This is a genomic window from Shimia aestuarii, from assembly GCF_022814865.1.
Lineage (GTDB): Bacteria > Pseudomonadota > Alphaproteobacteria > Rhodobacterales > Rhodobacteraceae > Shimia > Shimia aestuarii_A.
In genome coordinates this window covers 175,950-201,602 of the sequence record NZ_JAKVRD010000007.1, presented here as the reverse complement: position 1 = coordinate 201,602, position 25,653 = coordinate 175,950, and the positions used below count along the sequence as shown (strand labels likewise).

The window sequence follows — 25,653 nt, the reverse complement described above, 5'->3', positions numbered from 1 at the left end:
TTCAATACGAAACGACCCCACAGTGCTCTGGGCTATCGCCCACCGGCCCCCGAAACCATCATCCAGATGGACCAAAGGCCGATCATGCACTAACAATCAAATTGGACCACTCAAGTGGGGCGGATCAAAAGCTCCTTCCGAAGATGTTTCACCAAGATCGCTGCGATCTGCCCAGTTTTGCAAACGTGCCCTTAGGACACGTTCCTCATCTGAGTTCTTAAATGCAGCATAATCCATTGCCCAAACAGACTTTAGAAAATCTTTGCTAATAAATGTATTTCTCGCCAGCGACATTTTTTATTCATTTCCTTTGGTTGGCGAGATCGCGCCATCTAACTATTAACTAACCGAGTTTGCAGCGAAAATCATCATCCAAGCCACGTCCCACAGGAAATCAGTGTTTTGCTGATGCAACCATAGGCAACTCGAAAATCGCATCTTCTCCTATGCGAGCATTACCATGGTTTGACTTCAAGAGGGTTTGTAGTCCCGGTTGCGCTTGTCCACAATAATTGACAGTTTTTTGTCCGAGCGGGCTGTCGTGAACCGAACCCGCGAGCGGTTTCGGCCATTCGGCTTCCATCCCTGACACATGAGACAGTGCCGATGCGCGCGCATCGGCGCGTGATGTTGCACGCCGGATGAACCCGGCTGCGAACCCATCTTTCCAGCTTATATCAAATCCGGTGACGCTTTGGCTGTGGGTCAATCATCTTCCGCCGCTTTGCGGTCTCCCGAGAAGATGTTGACCCATCCCCGGAGGGTTTGATCGAACGTCCAAAACTTGGCGCGCCAATGGCGCGGCATGTTGGTTTGGTTTTTGGTTTGGACGCTCGCCGCTGGGCAAGGGTTCAAGCGCGGAGTTGAAGAGAGATTTTGAGACTTCGTCGCTTTTAACCCAAACGAAAGCGAGAACCAAAATGACGATTACTTTACATGCACAGCCCTATGACATCAGCGCCACGGGCTTTTATTTCACAAGCGCGAAGGATTATCGCAAGAAAGCAAAGGCGCTCAAGAATGCCTATGGCGATCCCGTTGAAGAGTTTGAAATCCAATTCATTGACGGTGATCGGATGGATTGTGAGCTGGCCAAAGCAATTGGTCTAAGCCAAGCGAATTTTGCGGATTTTCTGGAATGCGCCGAGGCATGGGAAGACTGGCAGAAGATCAATGTGATCATCGCGACGGGAGAACTGGGCTATGTCTTTGATCCACAGGACGACCCAGACCACTATGGCATTGATATGTATCATGCGACCACAATGCGTGAGCTGGCAGAGCAGTTTGTCGATGAAGGTCTGTTTGGCGAGGTGCCGGAACAGTTTCAATTCTACATCGATTATAACGCCATCGCCCGTGACTTGGCGGTTGAGTATTCAGAGATTGAGATTGTAGGCGAACGCCTGATCTATCGGGCAAGCTGAGGGAGGAAGCTATGGAACAGCTTTCTTTTCTTGATCCCATCGAAAAATCGGTTTCCGGTGCCACATGGTGGGCCGGAAACTATCAATGCCGAAACTGGCACGGATATTATCAGACCCGCGAGCGCGGCGCGGGTCCGTGGCAGTTTGTTGTTTACGCCTTTGGCGACAAGGAGGCGGTGATCTACGCCATCAACAATATCGGCAGTCTATATCACTGGCGCGTGTTGATGGATGCCAAGGACCGCCTCTTAATCGATGGCAAACGCTATGGCCCCAGATTTTGAAGCCATTGAATGCGCTTGCCGCCAAATGAGCGTTCACGCCCTAAAGCCAAGCGAGACGATGGGGGTATCTTGGCGTTCATCGCCGCGCGAAATCGAGCGCGTCGTGAAGTCAAAAATGCTTCGTAGGACGCCCTTGGGCGTTCCTGCGCCCAGATCGCGGTAATCCGCTTCCGGCGATAAGGTATCGCCGCCTTGCAGACTGACACTGACATCATTCATCAAGAGGACATCAACGCTTTCATCGGCAACGGTCGAGGACACCACAATCGACTCGCCCTCAAAAATGGGCGAGCCAACGACGGCCTGCCGCGATTGACCATCCCTTCCGATAATCCAAAAGGCGGCACCGCCCTGCGGGATGTTTTCTACAGCGGCAACAACTTCATGGTTGTCGAGCTGACCCGCGACGTTTGAGGGGACGTGAGTGTCCATGAGGTCAACTCCATAGTTGATCGCAACGTCAGGCTCCGCCACCGCCTGCGTGGCCAAAATTGCCAACGCGGCGCAGCTCGTTGATACGGTTCTCAGCATTTAAAAGATCCTTTATTGTGCGCGTGCGATTTCGGTGACGAGGCGATCTTCGTATTGCTGCCGTAGCGTCGGCTTCACCGACGGATGCAATGACGACCAGCCATTGTCATTCTGGACGCGGCGCGCCAGCACGTTGATGTAAGCAGATATCTGTACGTCGCAGTCTGGAATGGCGCGGCGCACATCTGGTTCTGATATGTTCGTTGCGCCGTTTGCTTTGGCCATCGTGTAGGTGCATTGCATAGCCGTCCAAGACAGGGTTTGAAGCGCGGAATTGTCGATGCGCGTGACCGGAACAGAGCCTTGGCCCGTGACGGTCGCACAGGCCCCGAGCAATGCGCAGAGCGGAATTGCGGCTATAAGTTTCATTTTTACTCCCGTTTCTAATGGTTTTGTATGCGTGGAAAGATCATGAGCTTTCGCAAATCCCGAAGCTCCAGAGGGACAAGGCCCCCGCGATAATGATTTGGATCAGCTGCGCCTCTGACGGGCCGTGTGTCAGAATGTACGAGTGGAACTGGTCCACGAAGCCCAGCCATGTCAGCGCGCCCATGATCGCGACATCGGGCAGAATAAAGGCGGTCCAGACCAGCATCATCAATTGCAGCGCCAACAGTACGCGAGAGAGACCTGTGCGATCAGCAAAGGGCGTCACGATTTCTAAGCGGTCGAGGATCAGGAATGCAGTGCAGCCAAGGAACGCTGCAAGCGCAGGCAGATAGGCGTAACTGAACGCGTTTTCCGTCACGAGAAAACAGTCTGAGCAGACATAGACATACAGCGCGACGAGACATCCCAAGCTGAACAACTCGGGCAGCATCGGCAACCGCTCGCGCAAATAACAGCGCGCCATCAACGCCAACACAGGAACGATCACCGCGCCTGTCACGATGTAGTGACGTACATCCGAAGTGTACCACGTGACCGCCATTTCAATCAGCGCAATGACCAGCGCCAAAGCAAACAATCCCACGCAAATCAGGACCAGTGGGCCACCAATGGACGGGCCATGATTGCCAGTTGGTGTGTAGGTACTTTGGTTTTTGGCCGCACGTTTTTGGGCATCACGACGCTCTTGGTTAACGAGCGCTGCCCCCGGTCCGTAGAGGTTACGATCTGAGTAGTATTCTTCATCCCACATGATGCGCTCCAATCCTTCAAACGGCTGGGCGCTCACGCAAGCGGAAAGAAAGGGGTCCCTTTTGAAACCGTTGGTGAGCGCTGATTTTACGTGCTTACACCCTACGATATGCGCCCTTTCCCATCATATGCAACCCCTCAAACTGTTGATATGTAATTAATAAAGAAAGGGACCCCTTTTGATGCTTGGGTTTCTTGTGCAGAAGCCCGATTTAAGGCATTGTTTTGGAGTCCTTTTTCTCCAAAACGCATGAGGCTGACCCCGCTTGAAAAAAATTGGCTATGTCCGGGTTTCCGACGAAGAACAGACCGAAGCGCTGCAAGTGGACGCGCTCACAGCGGCAGGGTGCGACATCATCTATGGCGACCACGGCGTGTCCGGTGCAGTTAAAGACCGGAAAGGATTGTCCGAGGTATTGGATGAATTGGCCGAGGGCGACACGCTTGTGGTTTGGAAGCTCGACAGGCTCGGACGATCAACCGTTCACCTTTTGATGTTGCTGGATGACTTGCGCAGTCGCGGGGTGGATTTTCAGGCGATCACGCAAGGCATAGATACCACCACCGCCATGGGGCGCATGGTCTATGGCCAGCTTGCCGTCTTTGCAGAGTTCGAGCGTGAACAGAATAGTGAGCGCACCAAGGCTGGCATGGCTTCCGCGAAGAAACGCGGCAAACACATTGGACGTCCACGAAAACTCACTGACAAGCAAATCGCAAAGGCAGCACAGAAACTTAAAGAGCGCAGCAGCACCATTACCGCCATGGCCAAGAAGCTGGGCGTGTCCAAACTTACCCTCAGCCGCGCGATCAAGAAGTTCAACGATGCGGCTAAACCGCCATCCTAAAGTTGAGCAGTAACCTTGTCGTATAGGTCTTGGCGCGTCCTGTCGTCTTCGCGCTTTTTTGCTTTTGTATCTGTGCCTGTGATACCGTGAAGTCTTTGTTTAACTGAGGTTTTGAAGATCAGACATAGGAGGACTCATGGATGAAAAAGACAAAGGAAACGTGGTTCACATAGATCAGGCCGACATGGATCGGTTTAGCAAGGGCGCGATGGCTGCGATCCTGAACTTGATGAACGACGAGGACAAATTCAGCAACGCGGACAAGCTCCTTGCAATCTATGGGGCGTGTTTGGAAGTCGCATGGGAAATCCACATCGATTGCTATCGAGAGCTACTGGAACGCGCCAGCGAGGCCAACGAACGGCTGTTGCCGGACGTGCTGGACGCTTATGAGCAGGTTCAACAGGCAGAGACCAAGCGAAACCCCATGCGGTTTTGGTCACCGGAAACGCCGGATTATGTGCCTTACAAGGATCGCTCCTGATCATCTTTTGCTCCCTGCGCGAACGTCGCGCCGTGGGTTCTGATCCTTCTCGCTTTAATCAACATGGGGTTTGACGCCTCATTTAAAGCATGAGTTATGGGTATTTGCGGGTATTTTTGTGGGTATGTGCGAACGCCTCCACGCGACAACAGCCTCAGGACAAACAATGTTCCCTATGCAAGCAGCGTTATGGCATGCTAGAATATTTTCAATCTAATCAGACGTTTATCTGGGTAATATGAATTTGGACCACCTGAGCATTTTGAAGTACTGGCGTTCATCTCTCGCAGATGGTGCACTTGGCAAAGGGCGTTTTAGCGAACGTGACCGTAAGAAACTAATGGAGCTTCCCAAAGCTTCTCTACGTGATGGTACCCTTCCTAAAAACCAGCTGCGAAAAGTATTCGAAGGGCAAAAGCCAGACACCGAGTTTGTGGCTGTAAGAATATGGCCGATGGTTACAGCCAGAAAGAAGTCTCATGGCGCAACGATATCAAACGGATATCCTGATTTTATTGCGCCTGTTGTCTCGGATGCGGTCGTTAGGCGGGATGGCAAAATCCTGCCAACCCGGAGCGTTATTGCCCGTGATGTGTTAACACCACTTCCCAATGATGTTTTTGCCTTGGGCAATATCGACGAATTCGACCACTTTCTAGCATCGAGCCCTTTCGCACCAGATGAAAATTCGCCCGTGTGGCCTCAATATCTGCAACACAGCCGTGCTATGCTTGATGCCGTTTCTCCATCTTGGCCCACAAACGATCAGAATTACGTTCCCACTGGCTTTGGTTTTCTTGAAGTGGCCGAGGACTCCGCCGCTACGATTGCCCAAGTTATTAGCATGTATGACAACGTTATAAGCGATCAGCCGGATACGCCGCTTCTGAAAAAATTAGGCGGGAAAAAGCCAGAGACGCGGGACCTATCGCCTAAAACGGAAGCAACCTTTAAAAATCGCTTAGGTCATGCAAGCGATAAATTCCCACTGGCTGACCATCAACGTCAAGTTCTTTCATACCTTTCAACAAGCTCTAACGGCGATGTGTTAGCAGTCAATGGGCCTCCGGGAACAGGTAAAACAACCATGCTTTTATCGGCGATTGCCGATGCGTGGGTGCGCGCAGCACTAGAAGAATCTCACCCCCCTGTCATTGTTGCCGCATCCACAAACAACCAAGCGGTCACGAATATAATCGATGCGTTTGGAAAGGACTTTGGCGAAGGAGAAGGTCCGTTCTCAGGACGCTGGCTACCTGATTTAAAGAGTTATGGCCTCTTCTTGCCAGCCAAAACGAAGGAAGCTGAGGCTGCAAAAAAGTATCAAACTGAACGTTTCTTCGACGAACTTGAAAGCGAAGAGTATGTAATTCGTGCGCGCGACGTGTATCTATCCGCTGCAAAAGTTGCATTTCCGAGAATCGAAAACCCTGATGTTGAGAAAATCGTTGAGGCTTTGCTTGCACGCATAACGTTAGAAGTGTCAAAGCTCCACGATATGGACGAAGCAGAAAATCGTTTGTCGGTTGCATCAAAAAACGTTTCTGACCTGCTTGGCTCTGATCATGCAACCGAGATGGCAAACCTTGAAACAGTATTTGATGACCTTAAAGAGCGCGTTCGACAGCACAAAAGCTGGGTTGCGGCATGGACGAAACACCAAGCAGAAGAGTCCCTCCTCTTGGCTTTATTTGGTTTCATACCAGCAATCTCTCGGAAAAGATGCATGCAAGGTAGGGTTGCGCTTGAGGAAGCCGGGTGTGACGTAGACTTTTCAAGCACACGTTCATTGTCCGATGTCAGTAAATGTCTGAAGCAATCTGCACAAACGGCTAAAAAGTCGGCTCAATCAGCGCGCCAGAAACGCGATGCGGCGAAGTCTGCATTAGAGAATTTTACGCGAGCAGAACAGTCATGGGAACGAGCTGTTCTATCGCTTGGTTTTGAGGAACCCCAAAACGGAATTTTGCTAGAGGTCGATAGATACGCAGATTGCCATAGCCGCTTTGATCTTTTCCGCCTTGCTTGTCACTACTGGGAAGGACGTTGGCTGCTTGAGATGGAAGAAAATCTTGAAGAAGTCATTTCCTCCAAAAGAAAAACAGGAAAAAAATCTGCGGTTCCTCGTTGGCTGCGGCGCATGATGATTACCCCTTGTGCAGTTTCAACATTTGCAAGTTTGCCGGGTAAAATGAGCTATCGACATAAGGCCGATGATGCGTGGCATACTGGATTTTTATATAACTTTATCGATCTTTTAATTGTGGATGAAGCTGGGCAGGTGCTACCGGAGGTGGCTGCACCCTCCTTCGCATTAGCAAAACGAGCTTTGGTAATTGGTGATACTCAACAGATTGAACCCATTTCTTCTTTGTCTACAGCAGTTGATATTGGAAACCTGCAAAGTGTTGGGTTTATCAAAGAGTCTTATTCGGAAGACGAGCTAAAGGCTCTGTCGCAAACCGGTATTCGCAGCGTTGATGGCAGCGCCATGCGCCTTGCCCAGCAAGCCTGTGCTTTCGAACCATATCCAGAATTGGAACGTGGGCTTTATCTATTCGAGCACCGTCGGTGCTTCGACGAAATCATCAATTTCTGCAACACACTTTGCTACAAAGGTTCTCTGATACCCAAAAGGGGCAACGCGCCGGAAAATAAATCATTTCCATCAATCGGCTACTTGCATATCGATGGTATGGCAGAGCAGTTTGGTGGCAGCCGCGCGAATAGAACCGAAGCTTCAACCATTGCTGAATGGTTGTCGGAAAATAGAAACTCTCTTGAAAATCAATACCAACACAAAATCGAAGACATAGTTGGCATTGTAACACCTTTTGGGCGCCAAGCACAGGAATTGAGGAACGCCTGTTCAAATGTTGGAATTAACAAAGGTATGACCATCGGTACTGTTCACTCGCTTCAAGGTGCTGAACGCCCAGTAATCATATTCTCACCAGTATACTCAAAGCACTCAGATGGTTCATTTATTGATGCGTCTCCCAGCATGTTGAATGTCACAGTTTCGCGCGCCAAGGATTGCTTTTTGGTTTTTGGTGACATGGACGTCTTTTCCACTGCTGCAAAAGGGTCACCGAGATCTGTTCTGGCCGATTGTTTGTTTGCCCAATCAAGATCCTCGCTTGAATTCACGTCACAACCGCGTGCTGATCTTCGTAGAGCTGATAGCCCACTTACAACCCTGAGAGACGCTGGCGAGCATGATAACTTCTTGAAGGAAGCATTAAAAACCGCGCAGGAGATAACAATCGTAAGCCCTTGGATAATTCAATCAACAATGCAGCGGGCCGGGCTGTTGGACGCTTTAGATCAAGCTATCCAGCGTGGAGCCAAAGTTGATATTTATGCTGATCCGCTTCTGAATCAGTTGCAGTATGCAGATGGGACTACCCAAATGGAAGCCGCCAAGAACGCGCTGGACCAAATAGGCGTAAAACTACATGAGGTGCGGCAACTTCATAGCAAGATTGTCATCGTTGACGATAACCAGCTTTGCATCGGCTCGTACAACTGGCTAAGCGCAGATCGAAAAGGAAAATATGCGCGTCATGAAACTTCGATATTATACAGCGGGTCTCACCTACAAAGTGAAATCGATGTTTTACGGGAAAGCCTTGGTGTGCGAGAAAAGAAAATAGCTTGAGCATAATTCGTTTCACGCGAAATAGAAATTTTTCGGAATAGACGTCCACTCAACAGAGCAAATCCCAGTTAGGCCTTTGATGACAGTCAGAAAGCACTGCTAATCGAATAAAGCCCACAGTAAATCGCGTTGCTCAGAATGTTTTTCTGGATTTTGAGATTTAAGCTTCTGTAAGTTCAATAACTTCCAACGAATGGCTGGAAGTTCTTCTGCGGCTTCAAAGCCAATGGCATCAAAGCGCGGGGCGCAATCATGCAAGCCGACCAGAAACTCTTTCGCTTGCCCATCCAATCGGCTTTGTACGTCAGCGATCATATCGACGCGTGTCTGAACAAGCTCTTCCACCGATACAGGTCGAGCGGTCATTCCTGCGAACTCAGATGTATAGGGACGATTTAGATCAACCAGATTAGGCGAGAGCAATTCATGCGCCGGACGTGCTGAGCAAGCGATGTATACCAACAGCGTGTGGAACAATGCGTCACTCATCCCCTCATTTTCGTAAAGCAATTTTACGTCATACAGATCACGTGGATGCTGGCGATCAAGAGCCGCAGTGAGCTTTCCCGCAAACAGGTCTTCAAACGCAACCACCTGCATTTCGGCGAAGCCAAATCGGTCCTCTACCGCTTCACTAACCCCTAGCAGCTGGGGATCATTCACAACTCCACGCGCAACGGGCGACGTTTCTATCTTCACTTCAACATTACCACGCCGAATAAGCATTCGGGTCTCACCGCCGCCGCCGCCCGCAATCCTCTGAGCAATGGTTGTGGGGGCATGTGCTGTGATGTCGTTTGCAAGTTCAGTGAGACCTGCGTCGATTTCCTCAAGACTGGCCGTGCGATCTTTGATCGGCAGATAGGTCAGATCAATGTCCACTGAAAGACGTGGCAAATCTCGATAGAACAGATTGATTGCAGTCCCGCCTTTGAGAGCAAATACTTTTTGCTTGGCGACATAAGGTAAGACGTTGACCAACAGCTCCACTTGGGCTTCGTAAATTTTATGATTCATGTTGGTCCTCCGTCACCGTTGGCAAAAATTCGGGAGGAACAGTGATGCGATACTCGGGGTGCAGCTTGCCGCCCCTAATGAAGGATCGGTCACCCGATCCTAAATTAATCTCTTCGACATTTATGTGTTTTCGCCAAGCATGGCGATGGCGGTCCGCAAACACAAAGAATAGCCGTTTAACTTGGACGCTATTGCATCCAGCTAACAGCGCTCTGATCCGACTGGGACGAAGATTGACCAGCCCCTGAAATATCATATCCAGATTGTGGAAACTTTCGGAATCCGGGAGCTCATCCAACGCTTCGAGGATCGCGCGCTCAGGTGATGACATTGTCAACTGCCAACGCTGAGGACTTTCAACGCCCGCCGTTTTTTCGGCTAAGGATGCGGAGCCTTCTTCCAGATCGGTTTTGAATAACTTATGGGAACGGAACTCGAACCTTGCAGTTGTTTCTATAGTTTTGGCCCAGCCCGGTATTTTGTTAGCGTATAAAAAGACACGGTCTTTTCCACTCAAAGGGGCATAGTGGCTATGTCCTTGCCGTTGCAGCGCCGTTGTTCCGCCGACGTGAACATTCAGCCCCATTAGATTTTGCATCGACAGCACCAAGTGCTCCCAATCAGAAATTGTATCGTTCATCCCAGCAGGATGGAAGGGACGCTGGTACAGACCGCGCGCGACCCGCGCGAGCCAACCACTTTCAACGTATTTCGACGCAAGTTGACGTGATATTCCTTGTTGGGTCAGCCACTTGGAGTCGACAAAATAGCCGTGCGGTACGGCTTCGATCAACTTCTTTAGGTTTGGTTCGGTTTGTAAACTCATAGTGGACAAAATAGCACTTTCTCAAAGTGAAGACAACCCTCCACTTTATAGAAGGACAATAATGTAAACTCATAGTAGACAAAATGAATCAAGTCTAAAGGGAGCCTGCACTTAAAAGTTACATCGAAGGGCCGTGCCGCAGATGGCGTTGTTCCCAACGAGGACTAGCTTTCGCCCATCGTGGTCGGTCCTTATCGCTCACAAACAGCCGCAGATCGTCGCGATGCCGCGTCATGGCAACATAGGTCAGAGACGCATCCAACGTGCGGGAAGCTAACACATATGATCGGTCCACCGTCGCACCTTGGGATTTGTGAACCGTGACGGCATAGCCGTGATCAAAGCTGCGGTAGCTATTCGCATCGAATGTCACGCGCGTTCGCTCCAAGTCACCAAAGCGTACTGAGATTTTAGAGCCATCGATTTTCTCGACAGTGCCAAGCATACCGTTTTTGACTCCCAGTTCTTTGTTGTTGGACGTGAACACAATGCGGTCACGTGCGGCCAACACGCGCGGGCCTGTTTCGGTTTCAAATACTTGCTCTGAATGATCAATCTCATCCGCCTGCCTCAGAGCGCCGCGAATGGCTTGGTTAAGTGCAAATACGTCCTTCCGTCGATGCGCAAAAGCGAGGCGGGTTTTGTTTACCCCACTGCTTTCAACATCAACCATGTAAGCCTCTACCAGAGCGGCCAGAGCCTGCTTTTGGTTTTGAGAATGGTGCACGCCACCGTTGTGATCATAGGCATTCATTGCTTCCTGTACACGCCCCGCCGCCAAGTCCCGTGACGCCAGTTTTTGCCACTCTGCGCGTTGGCGATGGATTTCGTTCAAACGCGCAGCGCCAATATTGTTGACCAAACGTCGGAATGGTTGCCCCGCCTCAATCGGTTGCAACTGATCAGGATCACCAATCAACACGAGCTTGGCCCCGATCTGATTCATTTTGACCATGAGGCGGCTTAATTGGCGCGTGCCGATCATACCTGCTTCATCAACGACCAGCACATCACCTTTGCCAATTGGCTCATGGCCGTTTTTCCAGCTCAGCTCCAATGATGCCAGTGTTCGGCTTTCAATGCCGGATGATGCAAGCAACCCATCCGCAGCTTTACCCGAAAGCGCTGCCCCGTGAACTTGGATGCCTTGTTTGGTCCAAGCGGCATTGGCGGCTTCAAGCATCGTGCTTTTTCCTGCGCCAGCAAGACCGACCACACAGGAAAGCTGATCGTCGCTACATATATGGCGAAGAGCGTGTCCCTGTTCATCGCTGAGCTGCCCACCAAACGCGCGCTGCATTTTGTTGTTTTGGATCGCCATGGCGTGAGACAAGGTCTCGGCCCGCACAGCACCGACGGGTGATCTTGCCATTGCATCGGCTGCGTCAAAGAGCTCCATCTCACTTTGGGCATACTCCATGGTGGTGTAACCCCCGCCATCAAGGGCAACCAGCTCATCGGACATGAGCGCTTTGTCGATGGCACCTCGCAAGGCAAGCGGATTGTCGATGAATTTCGTCAGATTGCGCTTTACGTCCAATGCGGTGAAACGCGCCTGTTTTTCTGAGATATAGTCAAGGATCAGCTCTGGATTGCGCTGCAATTGCGCGCGTGTGAAAGGAACATCTTCTTCGGGCAGATCAAGGCGCTGCCTCGGGTCGCTGCAAAGAGCATCCGCAAACGCCTGTCCAAGCTCCGCGCCAAGATCATCAAACCTATGACGTCTCTCAAAGGCACGGCGAGCGGATAAATGTTTATCGATAAGCGCTTGGTGCTCTTGTTGATCCCGCGCATCGCAGGCGGCGGCTTCGTTTTCCAGATCAACGATCAGTCGGTCATACGCACCGGAAATCCGCGCCCAGACCAAGCGCATACCGCGCGGCAGGCGCTCATTCCGCTTGACGCATTCTTGCGCGTGGCGCTGTTCTTGATTTTTCAAAAGTTCATCACGCTCGATGCGTTGGCGCGCAACGAGTTGATCCAAGCGGGTTTGAAACTCGTTTTCGTGAACCGCTTTTGCTTTTGCTTGCTCAACAACGCGAGCTTCAAACAAGGTATGCGCCTCTTCAACACTCGGCAGGTCAAGCGGATCACCCAATCTTGCACGGAGTTCCTTTGTCCGCACACCGCACCAGCGGGACAGTGAATAGATTTCGCCATTGGCATCTACGGCCACGAAACCCCGCCGATGCCCCCGTGCCAGTACATACCCCTCAGCCCAAAGCGACGCAGCAAAGCTGGAGCACGTGTCCGATGCTTGCCAGCATTGATGGAACATGGACTTCAGCGCCTGCGCATCGCGCTTCACACGCTTGGCTTGTCCAGCCTCATTCCGTGAAAAATTTAGCGGATCGCGCTTCTGATGATCTTCAAACCCCGCAGGCATATCCCAACCGTTCTCGATATAAAGAACGCGAGAGATTGCCATCAGCTTGCGCTTATAGTGGGCGATATTGATCGCCTTCAGCTTAGCTCCATCGATACGAGACCAAACACAATGGGCATGACGTCGGCCATGTTTTTCGTGAAAGACGATGGCGTAAGGCTGGTCCGCCAAACCAAGAGATTGAGCTGCCCGCTGCGCCGCATCTTCAAACACATCAATGGACACTCGCACATCCGGTGGCGGGTTCAATGACAACGAAAATAAATATTTCTGGCATTGGGTGGCAGCGGCAATGGCTTCAGCTTCGGCAAATGCGCCGTACAAATCATCCGCCACAAAGCCATTGATGGCATGTACGGTGACATGCTCATTGTCGCGGGCATTCATCAAATGCTGCGCAAGCTCTGCGCCATTGCCACGTTCATTGCCTTCTAAGATCATGCGCCCGACCGCAGCGCCTTGACCAACATCCCGCGCATCTCCGCGATAAAGAGATATGCCTCATCAATCTGCCCGCGCGTGTCTTCATCCATATCAAGCGCACCGATATTGGCCTGATGAGCGAGCTGATTGAGATTATTGGCAATGCGCGATTGCCCCATCAGCGCCAAGGCTTCGGCAATCGCTTTCTTATCCGCGACAGCATTCTTAGAGCGACGTTTGCGCCTGCGCTCTTCCTTGGCAAAAACACAGGCACGGATATAGGCGCTGAGCGTCATACCAGCCGCCAGTTCTTCCAACCGCTCACGCTCATCTGGTGTGAGGCGCAAGGTGACAGGCGGAACGGAGCTGCGTTTGCGCAGTTTACCATCCTTCGTTAGTCCCGCCGACGCCAAGAAATCTGCTTTTGTCTTCCGATCCCCTCCACTCATAGCGACGGCCCTCGCACTGGACGAGATACCTTGCGGCTCGTCTGTTTTTGTTGGGTAGAAGGCGGCTGCGAAGCGGCGGCTTCAAACTCTTTCAGCTTTCGCGAGACCAAAGGATCAGCGCCGAGAATATGCCCCCAATCTTCAAGCTCAGCGAAGATTTCTTGGACATTTTCCGGTTCTAGATTCGTCAGATCAGGTGCACCATGCTTTTCCAAGATGATCGTCTGATTGGCCCGGTTTTACAGGGTTTTCACGCCGTTAGCGCGCTTGTCTGCCGAGAAAGGCGAAACCTCGCAGCAAGGGCAGGGGATTTGCGCTTGCGTCCGGTCGCGCTGGCCAATAGAACGGCGAAAATTTTTGCCCGCGCGCGGTTCATGCGCGCCGTAACCTATGGGGAACTGAAATGCAGGTCACCGAGACTCTGAATGAAGGTCTGAAACGCGCGTATCAGATGATGCTGACCGCGCAGGAGCTGGACGACAAGGTCAACGCCAAGCTGGCCGAGGCGCAGCCGGAAATCGAAATGAAAGGTTTCCGCAAAGGCAAGGTGCCGATGCCGCTTCTGAAGAAACAGTTCGGTCAGCGTCTTCTTGGCGAAGCCATGCAGGAAGCCATCGACGAAGCGATGGGCGCGCATTTCGAATCCACTGGCGACAAGCCGGCGGCCCAGCCGAAAATCGAGATGAAGAACGGCGAAGAGTGGAAAGAGGGCGACGACGTCGAAGTCGAAATGTCCTATGAAGCCCTGCCGGAAATCCCGGAAGTCGATCTCAAGTCCATCTCGCTCGAGAAGATGGTCGTGAAGGCCGACGACGCGGGCGTCGAAGAAGCGCTTGGCAACCTTGCCGAGACCGCGCAGGACTTCAAAGCGCGCCGCAAGGGCTCCAAGGCGAAAGACGGCGATCAGGTCGTCATGGATTTCGTCGGCAAGGTCGATGGCGAAGCGTTTGAGGGTGGCTCGGCGGAAGACTTCCCGCTCGTGCTTGGCTCGAACCAGTTCATCCCGGGCTTTGAAGAACAGCTTGTCGGCGTGAAGGCCGAGGAAGAAAAAGACGTCACCGTCACCTTCCCGGAAGAATATCAGGCCGAGCACCTTGCCGGGAAAGAAGCCGTGTTCTCCTGCACCATCAAAGAGGTGAAGGAACCGGTTGCGGCAGAGGTCAACGACGAGCTTGCACAGAAGTTCGGTGCGGAAGATCTCGAAGCTCTCAAAGGTCAGATCAGCGAGCGCCTTGAGGCGGAATACGCTGGTGCGGCCCGCGCCCTGATGAAGCGCGCGCTTCTTGACGAACTCGACAAGATGGTCAGCTTTGAGCTGCCGCCGAGCCTCGTTGAAGCAGAAGCCGGCCAGATCGCGCACCAGCTTTGGCACGACGACAACCCGGACGTGCAGGGCCACGATCACGGCGAGATCGAGCCGACCGACGAGCACAAGACCCTCGCAGAGCGCCGCGTGCGCCTTGGTCTCCTGCTGGCCGAGCTTGGCCAGAAAGCCGAGGTCGAAGTGACCGACGCCGAGATGACCCAGGCGATCATGAACCAGGCACGCCAGTATCCGGGGCAGGAGCGCGAGTTCTTCGAATTCGTGCAGCAGAACGCCCAGATGCAGCAGCAGATGCGCGCGCCGATCTTCGAGGACAAGGTCATCGACTATGTCTTCGAACTGGCCCAAGTCAGCGAGAAAGAGGTCGCCAAGGCCGATCTCGAGAAAGCGCTCGAGTCGCTCGAAGACGAGTAAGACCTTGCGTCACATCCTTTGAAAGGCCGCCTTCGGGCGGCCTTTTTTGTTGGCCTGTGCAGGGCGGTGTTCCAGTCTGGGGGAAAGACATCAGGAGGACCCCATGCCCTATACCGCGTTTGACAAGGAAGATTTCGAGGCCTTCAAGGCCAATGACCGGCCCGGGCCGATCCATATGCTGAACCTCGTCAAACTGCGCGACAGGGCCGAGTACGAAGACGGGCGCGAAGCCAGCGGCAAGGAGGCTTATGCCGCCTATGGCCGCGAAAGCGCGCCGGTGTTCAAGCGGCTTGGTGGGCGGATCGTCTGGCGTGGGGCGATGGAGCAGATGGTGATCGGGCCGAAGGAGGAGGGCTGGGATCTCTGTTTCATCGCGGAATATCCGAGCCCGCAGGCCTTTGTCGATATGCTCAAAGACCCGGAATATCGCAAGGCCATGGCGCATCGGCAGGCGGCGGTCGTCGATAGCCGTCTTGTCCGCATGGCGCCGATTGAAACGGGCGGCAATTTCGGGGAGTAGCCCCAAAAGAAAACCGGCGCCACGAGGGCGCCGGTTTCAATAAGTTGGGAGAAGAGGGGAGGATTATTCCTCGGTGGTCTCTTCTTCTTCGCCAGCGTCTTCTTCGACAGCTTCGGCAAGGTCTTCGTCTTCCGACGCAGCCGCGCCGATATCGTCGAAGAGTTCCGCGATCTCGAATTCGGCTTCGGCTTCTGCCTCGGCTGCGAGTTCCTGGATCGACTTGCCCGATGCCTGAAGCTCGGCTTCTTCGTCGGAGCGTGCCACGTTGAGCTTGATCACGACGTCGACTTCGGGGTGCAGGTGCACTTCGACTTCGTGCAGGCCGAGGGTTTTGATCGGCTGACGGATCAGAACCTGCTTGCGGTCGATCGAGAAGCCAGCCTCGGTTGCCACGATTGCGGCGTCACGGGTCGAAACGGAACCGTAGAGGTTGCCGCCGTCGGATGCCGAACGAATCACGACAAACTGTTGACCGTCGAGTTTCTCACCGAGAGCTTCGGCTTCTTTCTTGGACTCGAGGTTGCGGGCTTCAAGCTGGGCTTTCTGCTCTTCGAACTGGGCGATGTTGGCCGCGGAAGCGGTCAGCGCTTTGTTCTGGGGCAGGAGGTAGTTGCGAGCGTAGCCGGGTTTGACGTCGACGACTTCGCCCATCTGGCCGAGCTTGGCCACACGTTCCAGAAGGATAACTTGCATCAGTTCTCTCCTTATTTCACGGCGTAGGGAAGCAGGGCGAGGAAGCGGGCGCGCTTGATTGCGCGGGCCAGCTCACGCTGCTTCTTGGCGGAAACGGCGGTGATGCGCGAAGGCACGATCTTGCCGCGCTCAGAGATGTAACGTTGAAGGAGCTTGGTGTCCTTGTAGTCAATCTTCGGTGCGTTGTCGCCCGAGAAGGGGCAGACTTTGCGGCGGCGGAAAAACGGTTTTGCAGCCATGGTTTAGTGTCCTTTCTTCACGCGTGGATCAACGACGTTCGCGACGGTTGTCGCGGTCGTCTTTCTTCTGCATCTGGATCGACGGACCCTCGGCGTGCTCGTCAACCTTGATGGTGAGAACGCGCATCACGTCGTCATGCAGGCGCATCAGGCGTTCCATTTCCTGAACAGCCGCCGCCGGAGCGTCGGTGCGCAGGAAGGCATAGTGGCCCTTGCGGTTCTTGTTGATCTTGTAGGCCATCGTTTTGACGCCCCAGTATTCGCTGTTGATGACGTTGCCGCCATTGTCAGCGAGGACGGTGCCAAAATGTTCGATGAGGCCTTCGGCTTGCGCGTTGGACAGGTCCTGGCGCGAGATGAATACATGCTCATAGAGGGGCATGTGTGCTCCATTCATTTTCAGGCGCATTTCAAAGAGCGGGGCGTTGACGTCCTTTCGCACCCCACCCACGAGAGACTGCGCGGTTCATAATTCACGCGAAAGGATGGCGCTGTATAGCGGTTTGAGCGGCTGGCGCAAGGCTTGTTTTCAGGTTTTCACGCCACGGGCGGCGGCGTGAGAATTCCCCGGCGTTGCCGCATTCTCGCCCGAATCTCGACCGACCATAAGGCATCGAAATGATAGTCTCATGAGTGGGAGTGGGAAAATGGCTGTCGCAGTTCAGGGGCTTTCTGCCTCATCAAGCGTCCAGTCCGAGGAATTGAAGCGCGCGCAATCCTTTCCGGTCCGTGCCGCGGCAGTGCTTTTCGGCTTTGGGTTCATCTGGGCAGGGGCGGGTCTCTGGCTTGTGCCGGGACAGGATCTCGATCCGTCGATCCTTCTTGCCAAGATGTTCCTGTCGATCATGATGGTGACCGCTGGCGTCGGCATGACCCAGATCGCCACCGACAAGCCGCGCTTTGAGTTGCATTTCGACGGGCGCAACCGTCAGGTGCTTCTTGTGCAGGGCTTGTCGCGGGGGCGCAGCCATATCGTGCGCAGCATCAACTATGAAGATATTGGCCGGATCCAGGTCTCGGATGACGTGCTGACGATGTATGGCGACACTGGTAAGATTCTTGCGGAACTGCCGCTCGAGGGGGCGAATGCCCGTCTTGACGCGATCGCACAGCTGCGGAGCCAATCGCTCGCAGTTTCGTGATGTTCACCAGCGCACAAAACCTGTTGGAGTGTAGCGAATTGTGCACGACCCGGTTGGGATAGACATTCAGGCCATCTGAAAACCCAACCGGAGTTATCCAAAATGAAAACCCATATGATTGCTGCTGCCGCACTTCTTCTTGGTGGCGGAATCGCATCGGCCGAGCCTGTTGCCTACACGCTCGACGCCAGCCACAGCCAGATCCTCTTTAGCTATAACCACCTCGGTTTCTCGACCACCTACGGGATGTTCTCGGGGTTTGAGGGCGATATCCAGTTCGACAAGGAAGACCCGGCGGCCTCGTCCGTCAACGTGGCCTTCCCGGTGCGTGCGATGATGACCGGCTGGGAAGCACGGTTCGCGCATTTCATGTCGGAAGATTTCTTTGGCGCGGGTGAAGACGAGATGGTCACCTTTACCTCGACCGGTATCGAGGTCACGGGCGAAGCAACGGCCAAGATCACTGGCGACCTGACGCTCAACGGCGTGACCAAGCCTGTGGTGTTGGATGCGGCGCTGAACCAATCTGGCGAACACCCGATGGCGGGCAAAGAATGGGCCGGTTTCGACGCGACCACCACGCTCGTGCGTTCGGACTATGGCCTTGGCAAGTTTGCACCTTACGTCTCGGACGAGGTCGAGGTGATGATCTCGGTTGAGGCGATGAAAGCCGAGTGATCCGCAAAGGGTCTATTTGAGGCATAGAAGACATAGAAAGCGCCGCCGGGGAGACCGGCGGCCCTTTTTGCGGGTTGGTTCCGTTCAGATTTGGGTCGATTTGACGCCGGAGCTACGGCCATGCTAGCCCAATGACAGTAGTAGAGGAGTGCCCTGCCAGTGATCAAATAGTTCCAAATTCGTTTCACGCCGATATCGGCAGATTTGGAATTGCTGCAGGAGCAACGCATGCAACCTATTATTTATGACGTTGCCGTCTCGTTGGACGGCTATATCTGCGGTCAGGATGGGGATATCTCTCTGTTTGCCCCAGATGGGCCAGTTGTTGACGACTACATGGCGCGACTTGACGGCTATGCGACCGCAATCATGGGACGAAAGACCTATGAATTTGGATATGATTTCGGGCTTCGTCCAGGGGACAATCCATATGCACACATGGAAACCTTTGTATTCTCGCAAAGCCTTCGTCTAGGCGATAAGAGCCAAATTCACGTTGTAGAAGACCGGTGGTCTGATCGGATAGATCGCCTGAAGGCAAAATCCCCAGGGCCAATCTACCTTTGTGGCGGAGGAGAATTCGCCGGTTGGCTTCTTAGGCAGGGTCTTATCGACCGACTCGTCTTGAAGCGTGCGCCCTGTGTCTATGGGGACGGTGTACCGCTCTTCGGTGGGCAAGGGCGGCCTCTGTCTCTTCTCAGAACGGGGACGACTTCTTACGAAGGAGGGTATCTCGTTGAGCGATTTGAGCTGGGCGCAGCCAACAGTTCGGAACCCGTTCTTGAGAAATAGGCCTTGTGAGCGCCCTCGGAGAGTTCTCTGAGGGCGTTCTTTCCATGCATGATGCCCAAGCCGGTAAGCTTAGCTGTTCGCGTCTGGCGCAGTGCGGGTGGCGGTGAGGGAAATGTCGAGACGGACACCAAAGCCGAGCGAGCTTTCTTCGGCGATATTGTCACCGATGGAGAAGTCGCGGCGGTCGAGGGTGAGCTCTCCTTGCATTGTGGCGGTGTCGCCGTCGATCTCGAGGGTGAAGGGCAGATCAAGCGGCTGTTCTGCGTCGCGTAAGGCGAGTGTGCCACGCGCGATATAGCCGGTCTCTGCGGGTAGGATATCTGCTGTGAAGAGGGCGGTCGGGTGCGCTTCGGCGGCGAGGAAATCGGGGCCAAGCGCCTGATCGGTGACAGAGCCGAGGGTCAGTGACGGGATGGACACACGTGTTTCGACGCGGCCGTGGCTGCCGTTGGTGGCGGTCTCGTGGAAGGTAATCTGAGCATCCCATGTCTCAAAGCGCCCCGACACTTCGGAGCCGAACTGCGAGACGGTGAGGGCGAGCGTGCCGCTTTCGACCTGCCAATTGGCGGCGGAGTCGCTTGTGACGGGCGCGGGCGCAGCGGCCTGTTGCGGGGCTTCGGGGGCGAAGCTCGTGCTCATGGCGCCAAAGGCGATGATCCCGGCCCAGACAGCAGCCGCGGCGAGCGGTGGCAGGAAGTGGCGGCGCGGCGCGGTTGCGGGGAAATCGGCGCGCTGCGGCAGCATCCGGCGCAATGTATCGTCACGGTCGATCAGGGCATGTTTCAGCGCCCCCGCCACATGGGCGAGGATCGTGCCCGCGAGGATCAGGAAGCCGAGGTAGTGAACCGTCGAGGCCAGTTCCGAGACGGTTTCGGATTTCGGCACGAAGGGCAGGGATTGGCCAAGGGGCCAGAGAATCGGCGCGAAGCCGGTTGTGGCGGCGTGATGCACCCAGCCCGAGAGCGGCACGATCACCATCGCGCCGTAGAGGAGCCAATGGGCGAGGTGGGCGGCAAAGGCTTCGAGACGGCGCTCGGGGTGGAGGAGGCCGGGGCGGGTTTGGCTCACGGCCCAGAGGATTCGCAGGAGCGCGGTCAGGAAGGCGGCGATGCCGACGGTCTTGTGAATTGAGAAGAGCGTTGCCTTGCGGGCTAGCTCGTCGCCCGTCGCATAGGCCGCGTTCTCGGCCAAAAGACCGAGGCCGATCGCGCTTAGGATCAGAAGGGCGGTCAGCCAGTGAAAGGTCTTGGTCAGGCTGCCATAGCGAGCCGTTGTGTCTTGCAGGGGCATGGAGATGTCCTTGGGTCACGGGTTTTCGATCTATCTAGGCTGCATGGGCGAAAACCGGAACGCAGACAGGCGCACAAGGGCCGTGCGCAAATGCGCTATGGCGTTGCGCCCGTGGGGCGGTCGGGGTATCCCGGTTTGAAACGTGGAGGCAGACGGGAGACCAGTTATGAGCCGAGCATTCGTATTTCCGGGCCAGGGCGCACAGGCGATTGGGATGGGCAAGGCCCTTGCCGAAGCCTATCCGGCGGCAAAGGCCGTCTTCGACGAGGTGGACGAGGCGCTTGGGGAATCCCTGAGTGGGCTGATCTGGGAGGGGGAGCAAGACGAACTGACCCTGACGCAGAACGCGCAGCCGGCGCTTATGGCGACCTCATTGGCGGCGATGAAGGCACTTGAGGCAGAGGGCGTGACCATCGAGGCGGCGTCCTGTGTGGCGGGCCACTCTCTTGGTGAGTATTCGGCGCTGGCAGCGGCAGGCGCCCTGTCTATTGGCGATACCGCGCGTCTTCTGCGCACGCGTGGGCAGGCGATGCAGGCGGCGGTTCCGGTTGGGGTCGGCGCCATGGCGGCGCTTCTTGGGCTGGATTTCGAAGCGGCGCGCGAAGTTGCCGCCGAAGCTGCCGAGGGCGAGGTGTGCCAGGCGGCGAACGACAATGACCCCGGACAGGTCGTGGTGTCGGGCCACAAGGGCGCGGTTGAGCGCGCGGTGGAAATCGCCAAGGGCAAGGGCGCGAAACGCGCGGTTCTTCTTCCGGTGAGTGCACCGTTCCATTGTGCGCTGATGAAACCGGCGGCAGATGCCATGGCAGAGGCGCTTGGCCAAGTGGATATCAAGGCGCCTGCGGTGCCGGTCATCGCCAATGTCTTGGCCGAACCGGTCAGCGATCCGACCACGATCCGCGCGCTTCTCGTCGATCAGGTCACTGGCTCCGTGCGTTGGCGCGAATCGGTGCAGTGGATGTCGGAGAACGGCATCACGGAAGCGTGGGAAGTTGGTGCAGGCAAGGCGCTGGCGGGAATGATCCGGCGGATTGACCGGGCGATTGCCTGCAAGGCCGTGGGCACACCTGATGATGTGAAAGCGGCAGCCGAGAGCCTCGGTTAAGCCGAAACGAGTATGGCCCGGCGTGTGACCCGTGAAAGGGCATGTGCCGGGTGGCAGGAATAAGGATAAGAGACATGTTTGATCTGACAGGAAAATGCGCCCTTGTGACCGGGGCGTCGGGCGGGATCGGCGGCGAGATCGCCAAGGCGCTTCATGCGGCGGGCGCGACGGTGGGCCTTTCCGGCACCCGCGTGGAGCCTCTTGAGGCGCTGGCGGCAGAGCTTGGCGAGCGGGCGCATGTGCTGCCCTGCAACCTCAGCGATCCGGAGGCGGTCGACGCGCTTCCGAAACAGGCCATCGAGGCGATGGGTGCGCTTGATATTCTCGTCAACAATGCCGGGATCACCCGTGACCAGATCTTCATGCGGATGTCAGACGAGGAGTGGCAGTCGGTGCTTGACGTCAACCTCACCTCGACGATGCGGCTCTGCCGCGGCGTGATGCGCCCGATGATGAAGGCGCGTTGGGGGCGGATCATCAATATCTCGTCCATCGTTGGTGCCACCGGCAACCCCGGCCAAGCAAACTATGCCGCCTCCAAGGCGGGCATGGTGGGTCTTACGAAATCCATCGCCTACGAGGTCGCAAGCCGTGGCATCACCGCCAACGCTGTGGCGCCGGGCTTTATCGCCACGGCGATGACCGACAAGCTCACGGATGATCAAAAAGGCAAGATCAACGCCCAGATCCCGGCAGCGCGCATGGGTTCGGCCGAGGAAATCGCGGCGGCGGTGCTTTACCTTGCCAGCCCGGAAGCAGGCTATGTCACGGGCACGACGCTTCACGTCAACGGCGGTATGGCGATGCTTTGAGGCAAAGGGGCAGAGGAGATGCATGAAATCGCCTCTTGCGCCACGCTCTTGCAGTCTCCATTTTGGGGTTTACGCAAGGGGCGGGAAAGCATTTGCCAAACAGGCGCAGTGTGCTATAGCGCGCCAGAGTTTGCCGAAGGGGGCTGTTCCACGGCACATCATTGCCTGTAAAAAGGCATCAGGATCACAAGACGGGACATGCTCCCAAACCAAAAATGAGGAATGAACCATGAGCGACATCGCAGATCGCGTTAAGAAAATCGTTGTCGAGCACCTTGGTGTGGAAGAAGACAAAGTCGTTGAGAACGCATCGTTCATCGACGATCTGGGCGCAGACAGCCTCGACACCGTGGAACTCGTGATGGCCTTCGAAGAAGAGTTCGGCATCGAGATCCCGGACGACGCAGCCGAGACCATCCAGACCTTTGGCGACGCGGTGAAGTTCATCTCCGAAGCGTCCTAAGGCTTTTCGACCTTCTTGAAGGTCACGGAACCCCTGCCATATTGGCAGGGGTTTTTCTTTTGCCGGATCCTGCCGATCGGGCGTCAAACTCTTGCCCCGCAGGGGCAAGCCGGGCTAAGAGCTTTCGGGAATATTGAGGAAAGGGCATAAACATGCGTCGTGTTGTCGTTACCGGACTGGGGCTTGTGACTCCGTTGGCCAACGGGGTCGAAGAAACCTGGTCGAGGCTCCTTGATGGGCAATCCGGGGCTGGCCCCATCACGCGGTTCGATCCCGAGCGCGTGACGACGAAATATGCGTGCGAAGTGCCTTATGGCGACGGCAGCGACGGGACGTTCAACCCGGACGATTGGATGGAGCCGAAAGAGCGTCGCAAGGTCGATGACTTTATCCTCTACGGTCTGGCGGCTGCCAAGCAGGCGGTCGAAGATTCGGGCTGGAAGCCGGAAGATTCCGAGGGCCGTGAGCGCACGGGCGTGATGATCGGGTCGGGGATCGGCGGTTTGCAGTCGATTGAACAGACCACGTTGCTGATGGCCGAAAAAGGCCCGCGCCGTGTTTCGCCGTTCTTTATTCCCGGCGCCCTTATCAACCTGATCTCGGGTCAGGTCAGCATCGAATACGGCTTTAAGGGGCCGAACCACGCGGTTGTCACGGCGTGCTCGACCGGCGCGCATGCGATTGGGGATGCCAGCCGGATCATCATGTTCGGCGATGCCGATGTGATGGTGGCGGGCGGCGCAGAGGCGGCGATCTGTGAGATCGGCATTGCCGGCTTCAACTCGGCGCGTGCGCTTTCGACGAAACGTGCGGACGATCCCAAGGCCGCGAGCCGCCCCTATGACGCAGATCGCGACGGATTCGTGATGGGCGAGGGTGCAGGCGTTGTGGTTCTTGAGGAATACGAACACGCCAAGGCACGCGGCGCGAAGATCTATGCCGAAGTGATCGGCTATGGCATGTCGGGCGATGCCTATCACATCACGGCCCCTTCGGAAGATGGCGAAGGCGGCGAGCGGTCCATGCGTGCGGCGCTGCGCAATGCCGGGCTTGAGCCGAAAGACATCGACTATATCAACGCGCATGGCACCTCGACCATGGCCGACGTGATCGAACTTGGCGCGGTAGAGCGCATGATGGGCGATGCGGCAGGAAGCGTCACCATGTCCTCGACCAAGTCGATGACAGGTCACCTTCTTGGTGCCGCGGGCGCGATTGAGGCGATCTTCTCGATCCTTGCAATCCGCGATCAGGTCGCGCCGCCGACCATCAACCTCGAGACGCCTGCGGTCGAGACGCAGGTCGATCTTGCACCGAACAAGAAGGTGGAGCGCGAAATCAACGTGGCGCTTTCGAATTCCTTTGGCTTTGGCGGCACGAACGCCTCGGTGCTCTTCGGAAAGGTGAGCTAATGTGGCGACACATCGCCTCGAACGCGATCATGCTTTTGATCGTGGCATTGTTCCTGCTCGCGGGCCTCGTGCTTTGGGGGAAGGGGCAATACACCGCGGAAGGGCCATTGGATGCGCCGATCTGCCTTCGGGTGGAACCGGGGTCGACAATGGACCGCATCTCTCGCCAGCTTGACGAGAGCGGCGCGATCAGCAGCGGCCCGATCTTTCGCATCGGTGCGGATTACACGGAAAAGGCCAGCCAGTTGAAGGCAGGATCGTTCCTTGTTCCGGCGCATGCCTCGATGCAAGAGATCACCGATATCGTGACCCGTGGCGGGGCGAGCACCTGTGGCACGGAGATCGTCTACCGCGTCGGTGTCACCCGTCAGGTGGTGCAGGTGCGCGAGTTGGATCCGGAGGCGAAGGCTTTTGTTGAGTTGGCGTCGTTCAACCCGGCCGAGGCCGAAGAGGTGCCGCAGGTCTATACCGATCGACGCCAGCGCCGTGATACGCGCTATCGCATCGCGTTGGCCGAGGGCGTGACGAGCTGGCAGGTGGTCGATGCGCTGAAGGCGATTGATCTTTTGTCGGGCGAGGTCGAGGTGCCCGCAGAAGGCACGCTTGCGCCCGATAGCTATGAGGTGCGCGCAGGGGATAGCCGTGCGTCGGTCATCGCGCGGATGGCTGAGGCGCAGACCGTGCGCGTCGCCGCCGCGTGGGAAAGCCGCTCGGAGGATACGGTGCTTAAGTCGCCCGAAGAGATGCTCATCCTTGCGTCGATCATCGAGAAGGAAACCGGGGTTCCGGAAGAGCGCCGTCAGGTGGCGAGCGTCTTTACCAACCGCCTTGAGCGCGGCATGAAGCTCCAGACCGACCCGACGGTGATCTACGGTATCACGCGGGGGCAGGGCGTTCTTGGCCGCGGCCTGCGCCAGAGCGAGCTGCGCGGTGAGACGCCTTGGAACACCTATGTGATCGAAGGTCTGCCGCCGACGCCGATCGCCAACCCGGGGCAAGCCAGCCTTGAGGCAGCGGTCAACCCGGACCAGACGGAATATATCTTCTTTGTCGCGGATGGGTCGGGCGGCCATGCCTTTGCACGAACATTGGCCGAGCATAACGACAACGTGGCCAAGTGGCGTCGGATCGAAGCCGAACGCAACGACCAGTAAGCATATCGCGAGACAGACAGAAGGGCGCCTTTCGGGGCGCCCTTTTTCGTGTCGCACCCTCCGTACGGTGGATTCACGTTTTGGCGGGGAGGCTGGTCTAGGACTGGGGGTGCTGGACGTTCCCGATGGGGACGCTCGT

Annotated in this window: 29 protein-coding genes; 15 read left to right on the top strand and 14 right to left on the bottom strand. The window is 55.6% G+C overall.

All coding sequences use genetic code 11. The features are described from left to right. Nucleotides 1-96: 96 nt before the first annotated feature. Nucleotides 97-294, bottom strand: a complete 198-nt coding sequence (locus MK745_RS09700; protein ID WP_243613091.1) for a hypothetical protein — start codon at nt 292-294, stop codon at nt 97-99. A 100-nt stretch (nt 295-394) separates the two neighbouring features. Then, the gene (locus MK745_RS09695) at nt 395-709 is read right to left on the bottom strand and encodes a hypothetical protein (protein ID WP_243613090.1); all 315 of its coding nucleotides are present in this window, start codon (nt 707-709) and stop codon (nt 395-397) included. Nucleotides 710-920: 211 nt separating this feature from the next. On the opposite strand from MK745_RS09695, the gene MK745_RS09690 reads away from it, so the two are divergent. After that, nucleotides 921-1,427, top strand: a complete 507-nt coding sequence (locus MK745_RS09690) for an antirestriction protein ArdA (protein ID WP_243613089.1) — start codon at nt 921-923, stop codon at nt 1,425-1,427. 11 nt (nt 1,428-1,438) lie between these two features. Next, a complete protein-coding gene (locus tag MK745_RS09685) occupies nt 1,439-1,711 on the top strand; it encodes a hypothetical protein (RefSeq protein ID WP_243613088.1) in 273 nt (90 codons plus the stop codon). A 33-nt stretch (nt 1,712-1,744) separates the two neighbouring features. Here MK745_RS09685 and MK745_RS09680 read toward each other — a convergent pair whose 3' ends face one another. From MK745_RS09680 to MK745_RS09670, 3 genes are read right to left on the bottom strand one after another with little or no spacing between them, the layout of a single operon-like run. Further along, a complete protein-coding gene (locus MK745_RS09680; RefSeq protein WP_243613087.1) occupies nt 1,745-2,242 on the bottom strand; it encodes a hypothetical protein in 498 nt (165 codons plus the stop codon). Between the two features lie 12 nt (nt 2,243-2,254). Next, nucleotides 2,255-2,611: a hypothetical protein gene (locus MK745_RS09675; protein ID WP_243613086.1), complete on the bottom strand. Its 357-nt coding sequence runs from the start codon at nt 2,609-2,611 to the stop codon at nt 2,255-2,257. 40 nt (nt 2,612-2,651) lie between these two features. Next, nucleotides 2,652-3,383, bottom strand: a complete 732-nt coding sequence (locus MK745_RS09670) for a hypothetical protein (RefSeq protein ID WP_243613085.1) — start codon at nt 3,381-3,383, stop codon at nt 2,652-2,654. Nucleotides 3,384-3,648: 265 nt separating this feature from the next. Here MK745_RS09670 and MK745_RS09665 point away from each other — a divergent pair, with 265 nt between their 5' ends. The 3 genes from MK745_RS09665 to MK745_RS09655 all read left to right on the top strand — a co-directional run bounded on the left by MK745_RS09665 (nt 3,649) and on the right by MK745_RS09655 (nt 8,375). Next, nucleotides 3,649-4,230, top strand: a complete 582-nt coding sequence (locus MK745_RS09665) for a recombinase family protein (protein ID WP_243613084.1) — start codon at nt 3,649-3,651, stop codon at nt 4,228-4,230. A 136-nt stretch (nt 4,231-4,366) separates the two neighbouring features. Beyond that, complete coding sequence (locus MK745_RS09660) at nt 4,367-4,714, top strand: hypothetical protein (protein WP_243613083.1); 348 nt, start codon at nt 4,367-4,369, stop codon at nt 4,712-4,714. A gap of 244 nt (nt 4,715-4,958) precedes the next feature. Then, a complete protein-coding gene (locus tag MK745_RS09655) occupies nt 4,959-8,375 on the top strand; it encodes an AAA domain-containing protein (protein WP_243613082.1) in 3,417 nt (1,138 codons plus the stop codon). A gap of 99 nt (nt 8,376-8,474) precedes the next feature. Here MK745_RS09655 and MK745_RS09650 read toward each other — a convergent pair whose 3' ends face one another. The 5 genes from MK745_RS09650 to MK745_RS09630 form a co-directional block, all read right to left on the bottom strand. After that, nucleotides 8,475-9,392: a nucleotidyl transferase AbiEii/AbiGii toxin family protein gene (locus MK745_RS09650; RefSeq protein WP_243613081.1), complete on the bottom strand. Its 918-nt coding sequence runs from the start codon at nt 9,390-9,392 to the stop codon at nt 8,475-8,477. Continuing rightward, nucleotides 9,382-10,218, bottom strand: coding sequence for a type IV toxin-antitoxin system AbiEi family antitoxin domain-containing protein (locus MK745_RS09645; protein WP_243613080.1), 837 nt, complete (start codon nt 10,216-10,218; stop codon nt 9,382-9,384). The genes MK745_RS09650 and MK745_RS09645 overlap by 11 nt, the downstream gene beginning before the upstream one ends. Nucleotides 10,219-10,336: 118 nt before the next feature. Beyond that, a complete protein-coding gene (locus MK745_RS09640) occupies nt 10,337-13,045 on the bottom strand; it encodes an AAA family ATPase (RefSeq protein ID WP_243613079.1) in 2,709 nt (902 codons plus the stop codon). Next, nucleotides 13,042-13,440 (bottom strand): plasmid mobilization protein, encoded by a 399-nt coding sequence (locus tag MK745_RS09635; protein ID WP_243613078.1) that lies wholly within the window; start codon nt 13,438-13,440, stop codon nt 13,042-13,044. Before MK745_RS09635 ends, MK745_RS09640 begins: the two co-directional genes overlap by 4 nt. Before the next feature lie 32 nt (nt 13,441-13,472). Then, on the bottom strand, nt 13,473-13,691 hold the full coding sequence (locus tag MK745_RS09630) for a hypothetical protein (protein ID WP_243613077.1): 219 nt from the start codon (nt 13,689-13,691) through the stop codon (nt 13,473-13,475). A 188-nt stretch (nt 13,692-13,879) separates the two neighbouring features. Between MK745_RS09630 and tig the strand changes: the two genes are divergently transcribed. Both tig and MK745_RS09620 read left to right on the top strand, forming a co-directional pair. Beyond that, nucleotides 13,880-15,214: a trigger factor gene (tig, locus tag MK745_RS09625; RefSeq protein WP_243613076.1), complete on the top strand. Its 1,335-nt coding sequence runs from the start codon at nt 13,880-13,882 to the stop codon at nt 15,212-15,214. A 103-nt stretch (nt 15,215-15,317) separates the two neighbouring features. Then, entirely contained in the window at nt 15,318-15,734 is a 417-nt protein-coding gene (locus MK745_RS09620) for a DUF1330 domain-containing protein (RefSeq protein WP_243613075.1), read from the top strand. A gap of 63 nt (nt 15,735-15,797) precedes the next feature. On the opposite strand, the gene rplI is transcribed toward MK745_RS09620, so the two are convergent. Genes rplI through rpsF form a run of 3 tightly spaced genes read right to left on the bottom strand, consistent with a single transcriptional unit; the run spans nt 15,798 to nt 17,048 of the window. Further along, the gene (gene rplI, locus MK745_RS09615) at nt 15,798-16,427 is read right to left on the bottom strand and encodes a 50S ribosomal protein L9 (protein WP_243613074.1); all 630 of its coding nucleotides are present in this window, start codon (nt 16,425-16,427) and stop codon (nt 15,798-15,800) included. 11 nt (nt 16,428-16,438) lie between these two features. Further along, nucleotides 16,439-16,666, bottom strand: coding sequence for a 30S ribosomal protein S18 (rpsR, locus tag MK745_RS09610; protein ID WP_008328567.1), 228 nt, complete (start codon nt 16,664-16,666; stop codon nt 16,439-16,441). 28 nt (nt 16,667-16,694) lie between these two features. Continuing rightward, the gene (rpsF, locus tag MK745_RS09605) at nt 16,695-17,048 is read right to left on the bottom strand and encodes a 30S ribosomal protein S6 (RefSeq protein WP_243613073.1); all 354 of its coding nucleotides are present in this window, start codon (nt 17,046-17,048) and stop codon (nt 16,695-16,697) included. Between the two features lie 265 nt (nt 17,049-17,313). Here rpsF and MK745_RS09600 point away from each other — a divergent pair, with 265 nt between their 5' ends. From MK745_RS09600 to MK745_RS09590, 3 genes are all read left to right on the top strand, one after another. Beyond that, nucleotides 17,314-17,808 (top strand): hypothetical protein, encoded by a 495-nt coding sequence (locus MK745_RS09600; RefSeq protein WP_243613072.1) that lies wholly within the window; start codon nt 17,314-17,316, stop codon nt 17,806-17,808. Between the two features lie 102 nt (nt 17,809-17,910). Continuing rightward, nucleotides 17,911-18,486, top strand: a complete 576-nt coding sequence (locus tag MK745_RS09595; protein ID WP_243613071.1) for a YceI family protein — start codon at nt 17,911-17,913, stop codon at nt 18,484-18,486. Between the two features lie 228 nt (nt 18,487-18,714). Further along, on the top strand, nt 18,715-19,278 hold the full coding sequence (locus MK745_RS09590) for a dihydrofolate reductase family protein (RefSeq protein WP_243613070.1): 564 nt from the start codon (nt 18,715-18,717) through the stop codon (nt 19,276-19,278). Nucleotides 19,279-19,347: 69 nt separating this feature from the next. Here the strand turns inward: MK745_RS09590 and MK745_RS09585 are convergent, their stop codons facing one another. Then, nucleotides 19,348-20,568, bottom strand: coding sequence for a cytochrome b/b6 domain-containing protein (locus tag MK745_RS09585; RefSeq protein ID WP_243613069.1), 1,221 nt, complete (start codon nt 20,566-20,568; stop codon nt 19,348-19,350). Nucleotides 20,569-20,734: 166 nt separating this feature from the next. Here MK745_RS09585 and fabD point away from each other — a divergent pair, with 166 nt between their 5' ends. The 5 genes from fabD to mltG all read left to right on the top strand — a co-directional run bounded on the left by fabD (nt 20,735) and on the right by mltG (nt 25,514). Next, nucleotides 20,735-21,673, top strand: coding sequence for an ACP S-malonyltransferase (gene fabD / locus MK745_RS09580; RefSeq protein ID WP_243613068.1), 939 nt, complete (start codon nt 20,735-20,737; stop codon nt 21,671-21,673). Nucleotides 21,674-21,747: 74 nt separating this feature from the next. Beyond that, nucleotides 21,748-22,485, top strand: a complete 738-nt coding sequence (gene fabG / locus MK745_RS09575) for a 3-oxoacyl-[acyl-carrier-protein] reductase (protein ID WP_243613067.1) — start codon at nt 21,748-21,750, stop codon at nt 22,483-22,485. Nucleotides 22,486-22,714: 229 nt separating this feature from the next. Next, nucleotides 22,715-22,948, top strand: a complete 234-nt coding sequence (locus tag MK745_RS09570; protein ID WP_036558652.1) for an acyl carrier protein — start codon at nt 22,715-22,717, stop codon at nt 22,946-22,948. Nucleotides 22,949-23,100: 152 nt separating this feature from the next. Beyond that, the gene (fabF, locus tag MK745_RS09565; protein WP_243613066.1) at nt 23,101-24,360 is read left to right on the top strand and encodes a beta-ketoacyl-ACP synthase II; all 1,260 of its coding nucleotides are present in this window, start codon (nt 23,101-23,103) and stop codon (nt 24,358-24,360) included. After that, on the top strand, nt 24,360-25,514 hold the full coding sequence (mltG, locus tag MK745_RS09560) for an endolytic transglycosylase MltG (RefSeq protein ID WP_243613065.1): 1,155 nt from the start codon (nt 24,360-24,362) through the stop codon (nt 25,512-25,514). The genes fabF and mltG overlap by 1 nt, the downstream gene beginning before the upstream one ends. Nucleotides 25,515-25,653 lie beyond the last annotated feature (139 nt).

Bases quoted from the DNA above. Each gene is read 5' to 3' on its own strand.
- MK745_RS09700 (WP_243613091.1), bottom strand. From the start codon at position 294: ATGTCGCTGGCGAGAAATACATTTATTAGCAAAGATTTTCTAAAGTCT.
- MK745_RS09690 (WP_243613089.1), top strand. From the start codon at position 921: ATGACGATTACTTTACATGCACAGCCCTATGACATCAGCGCCACGGGC.
- MK745_RS09685 (WP_243613088.1), top strand. From the start codon at position 1,439: ATGGAACAGCTTTCTTTTCTTGATCCCATCGAAAAATCGGTTTCCGGT.
- MK745_RS09680 (WP_243613087.1), bottom strand. From the start codon at position 2,242: ATGCTGAGAACCGTATCAACGAGCTGCGCCGCGTTGGCAATTTTGGCC.
- MK745_RS09675 (WP_243613086.1), bottom strand. From the start codon at position 2,611: ATGAAACTTATAGCCGCAATTCCGCTCTGCGCATTGCTCGGGGCCTGT.
- MK745_RS09670 (WP_243613085.1), bottom strand. From the start codon at position 3,383: ATGTGGGATGAAGAATACTACTCAGATCGTAACCTCTACGGACCGGGG.
- MK745_RS09660 (WP_243613083.1), top strand. From the start codon at position 4,367: ATGGATGAAAAAGACAAAGGAAACGTGGTTCACATAGATCAGGCCGAC.
- MK745_RS09650 (WP_243613081.1), bottom strand. From the start codon at position 9,392: ATGAATCATAAAATTTACGAAGCCCAAGTGGAGCTGTTGGTCAACGTC.
- MK745_RS09645 (WP_243613080.1), bottom strand. From the start codon at position 10,218: ATGAGTTTACAAACCGAACCAAACCTAAAGAAGTTGATCGAAGCCGTA.
- MK745_RS09640 (WP_243613079.1), bottom strand. From the start codon at position 13,045: ATGATCTTAGAAGGCAATGAACGTGGCAATGGCGCAGAGCTTGCGCAG.
- tig (WP_243613076.1), top strand. From the start codon at position 13,880: ATGCAGGTCACCGAGACTCTGAATGAAGGTCTGAAACGCGCGTATCAG.
- MK745_RS09620 (WP_243613075.1), top strand. From the start codon at position 15,318: ATGCCCTATACCGCGTTTGACAAGGAAGATTTCGAGGCCTTCAAGGCC.
- rplI (WP_243613074.1), bottom strand. From the start codon at position 16,427: ATGCAAGTTATCCTTCTGGAACGTGTGGCCAAGCTCGGCCAGATGGGC.
- rpsR (WP_008328567.1), bottom strand. From the start codon at position 16,666: ATGGCTGCAAAACCGTTTTTCCGCCGCCGCAAAGTCTGCCCCTTCTCG.
- rpsF (WP_243613073.1), bottom strand. From the start codon at position 17,048: ATGCCCCTCTATGAGCATGTATTCATCTCGCGCCAGGACCTGTCCAAC.
- MK745_RS09600 (WP_243613072.1), top strand. From the start codon at position 17,314: ATGGCTGTCGCAGTTCAGGGGCTTTCTGCCTCATCAAGCGTCCAGTCC.
- MK745_RS09595 (WP_243613071.1), top strand. From the start codon at position 17,911: ATGAAAACCCATATGATTGCTGCTGCCGCACTTCTTCTTGGTGGCGGA.
- MK745_RS09590 (WP_243613070.1), top strand. From the start codon at position 18,715: ATGCAACCTATTATTTATGACGTTGCCGTCTCGTTGGACGGCTATATC.
- MK745_RS09585 (WP_243613069.1), bottom strand. From the start codon at position 20,568: ATGCCCCTGCAAGACACAACGGCTCGCTATGGCAGCCTGACCAAGACC.
- fabD (WP_243613068.1), top strand. From the start codon at position 20,735: ATGAGCCGAGCATTCGTATTTCCGGGCCAGGGCGCACAGGCGATTGGG.
- fabG (WP_243613067.1), top strand. From the start codon at position 21,748: ATGTTTGATCTGACAGGAAAATGCGCCCTTGTGACCGGGGCGTCGGGC.
- MK745_RS09570 (WP_036558652.1), top strand. From the start codon at position 22,715: ATGAGCGACATCGCAGATCGCGTTAAGAAAATCGTTGTCGAGCACCTT.
- fabF (WP_243613066.1), top strand. From the start codon at position 23,101: ATGCGTCGTGTTGTCGTTACCGGACTGGGGCTTGTGACTCCGTTGGCC.
- mltG (WP_243613065.1), top strand. From the start codon at position 24,360: ATGTGGCGACACATCGCCTCGAACGCGATCATGCTTTTGATCGTGGCA.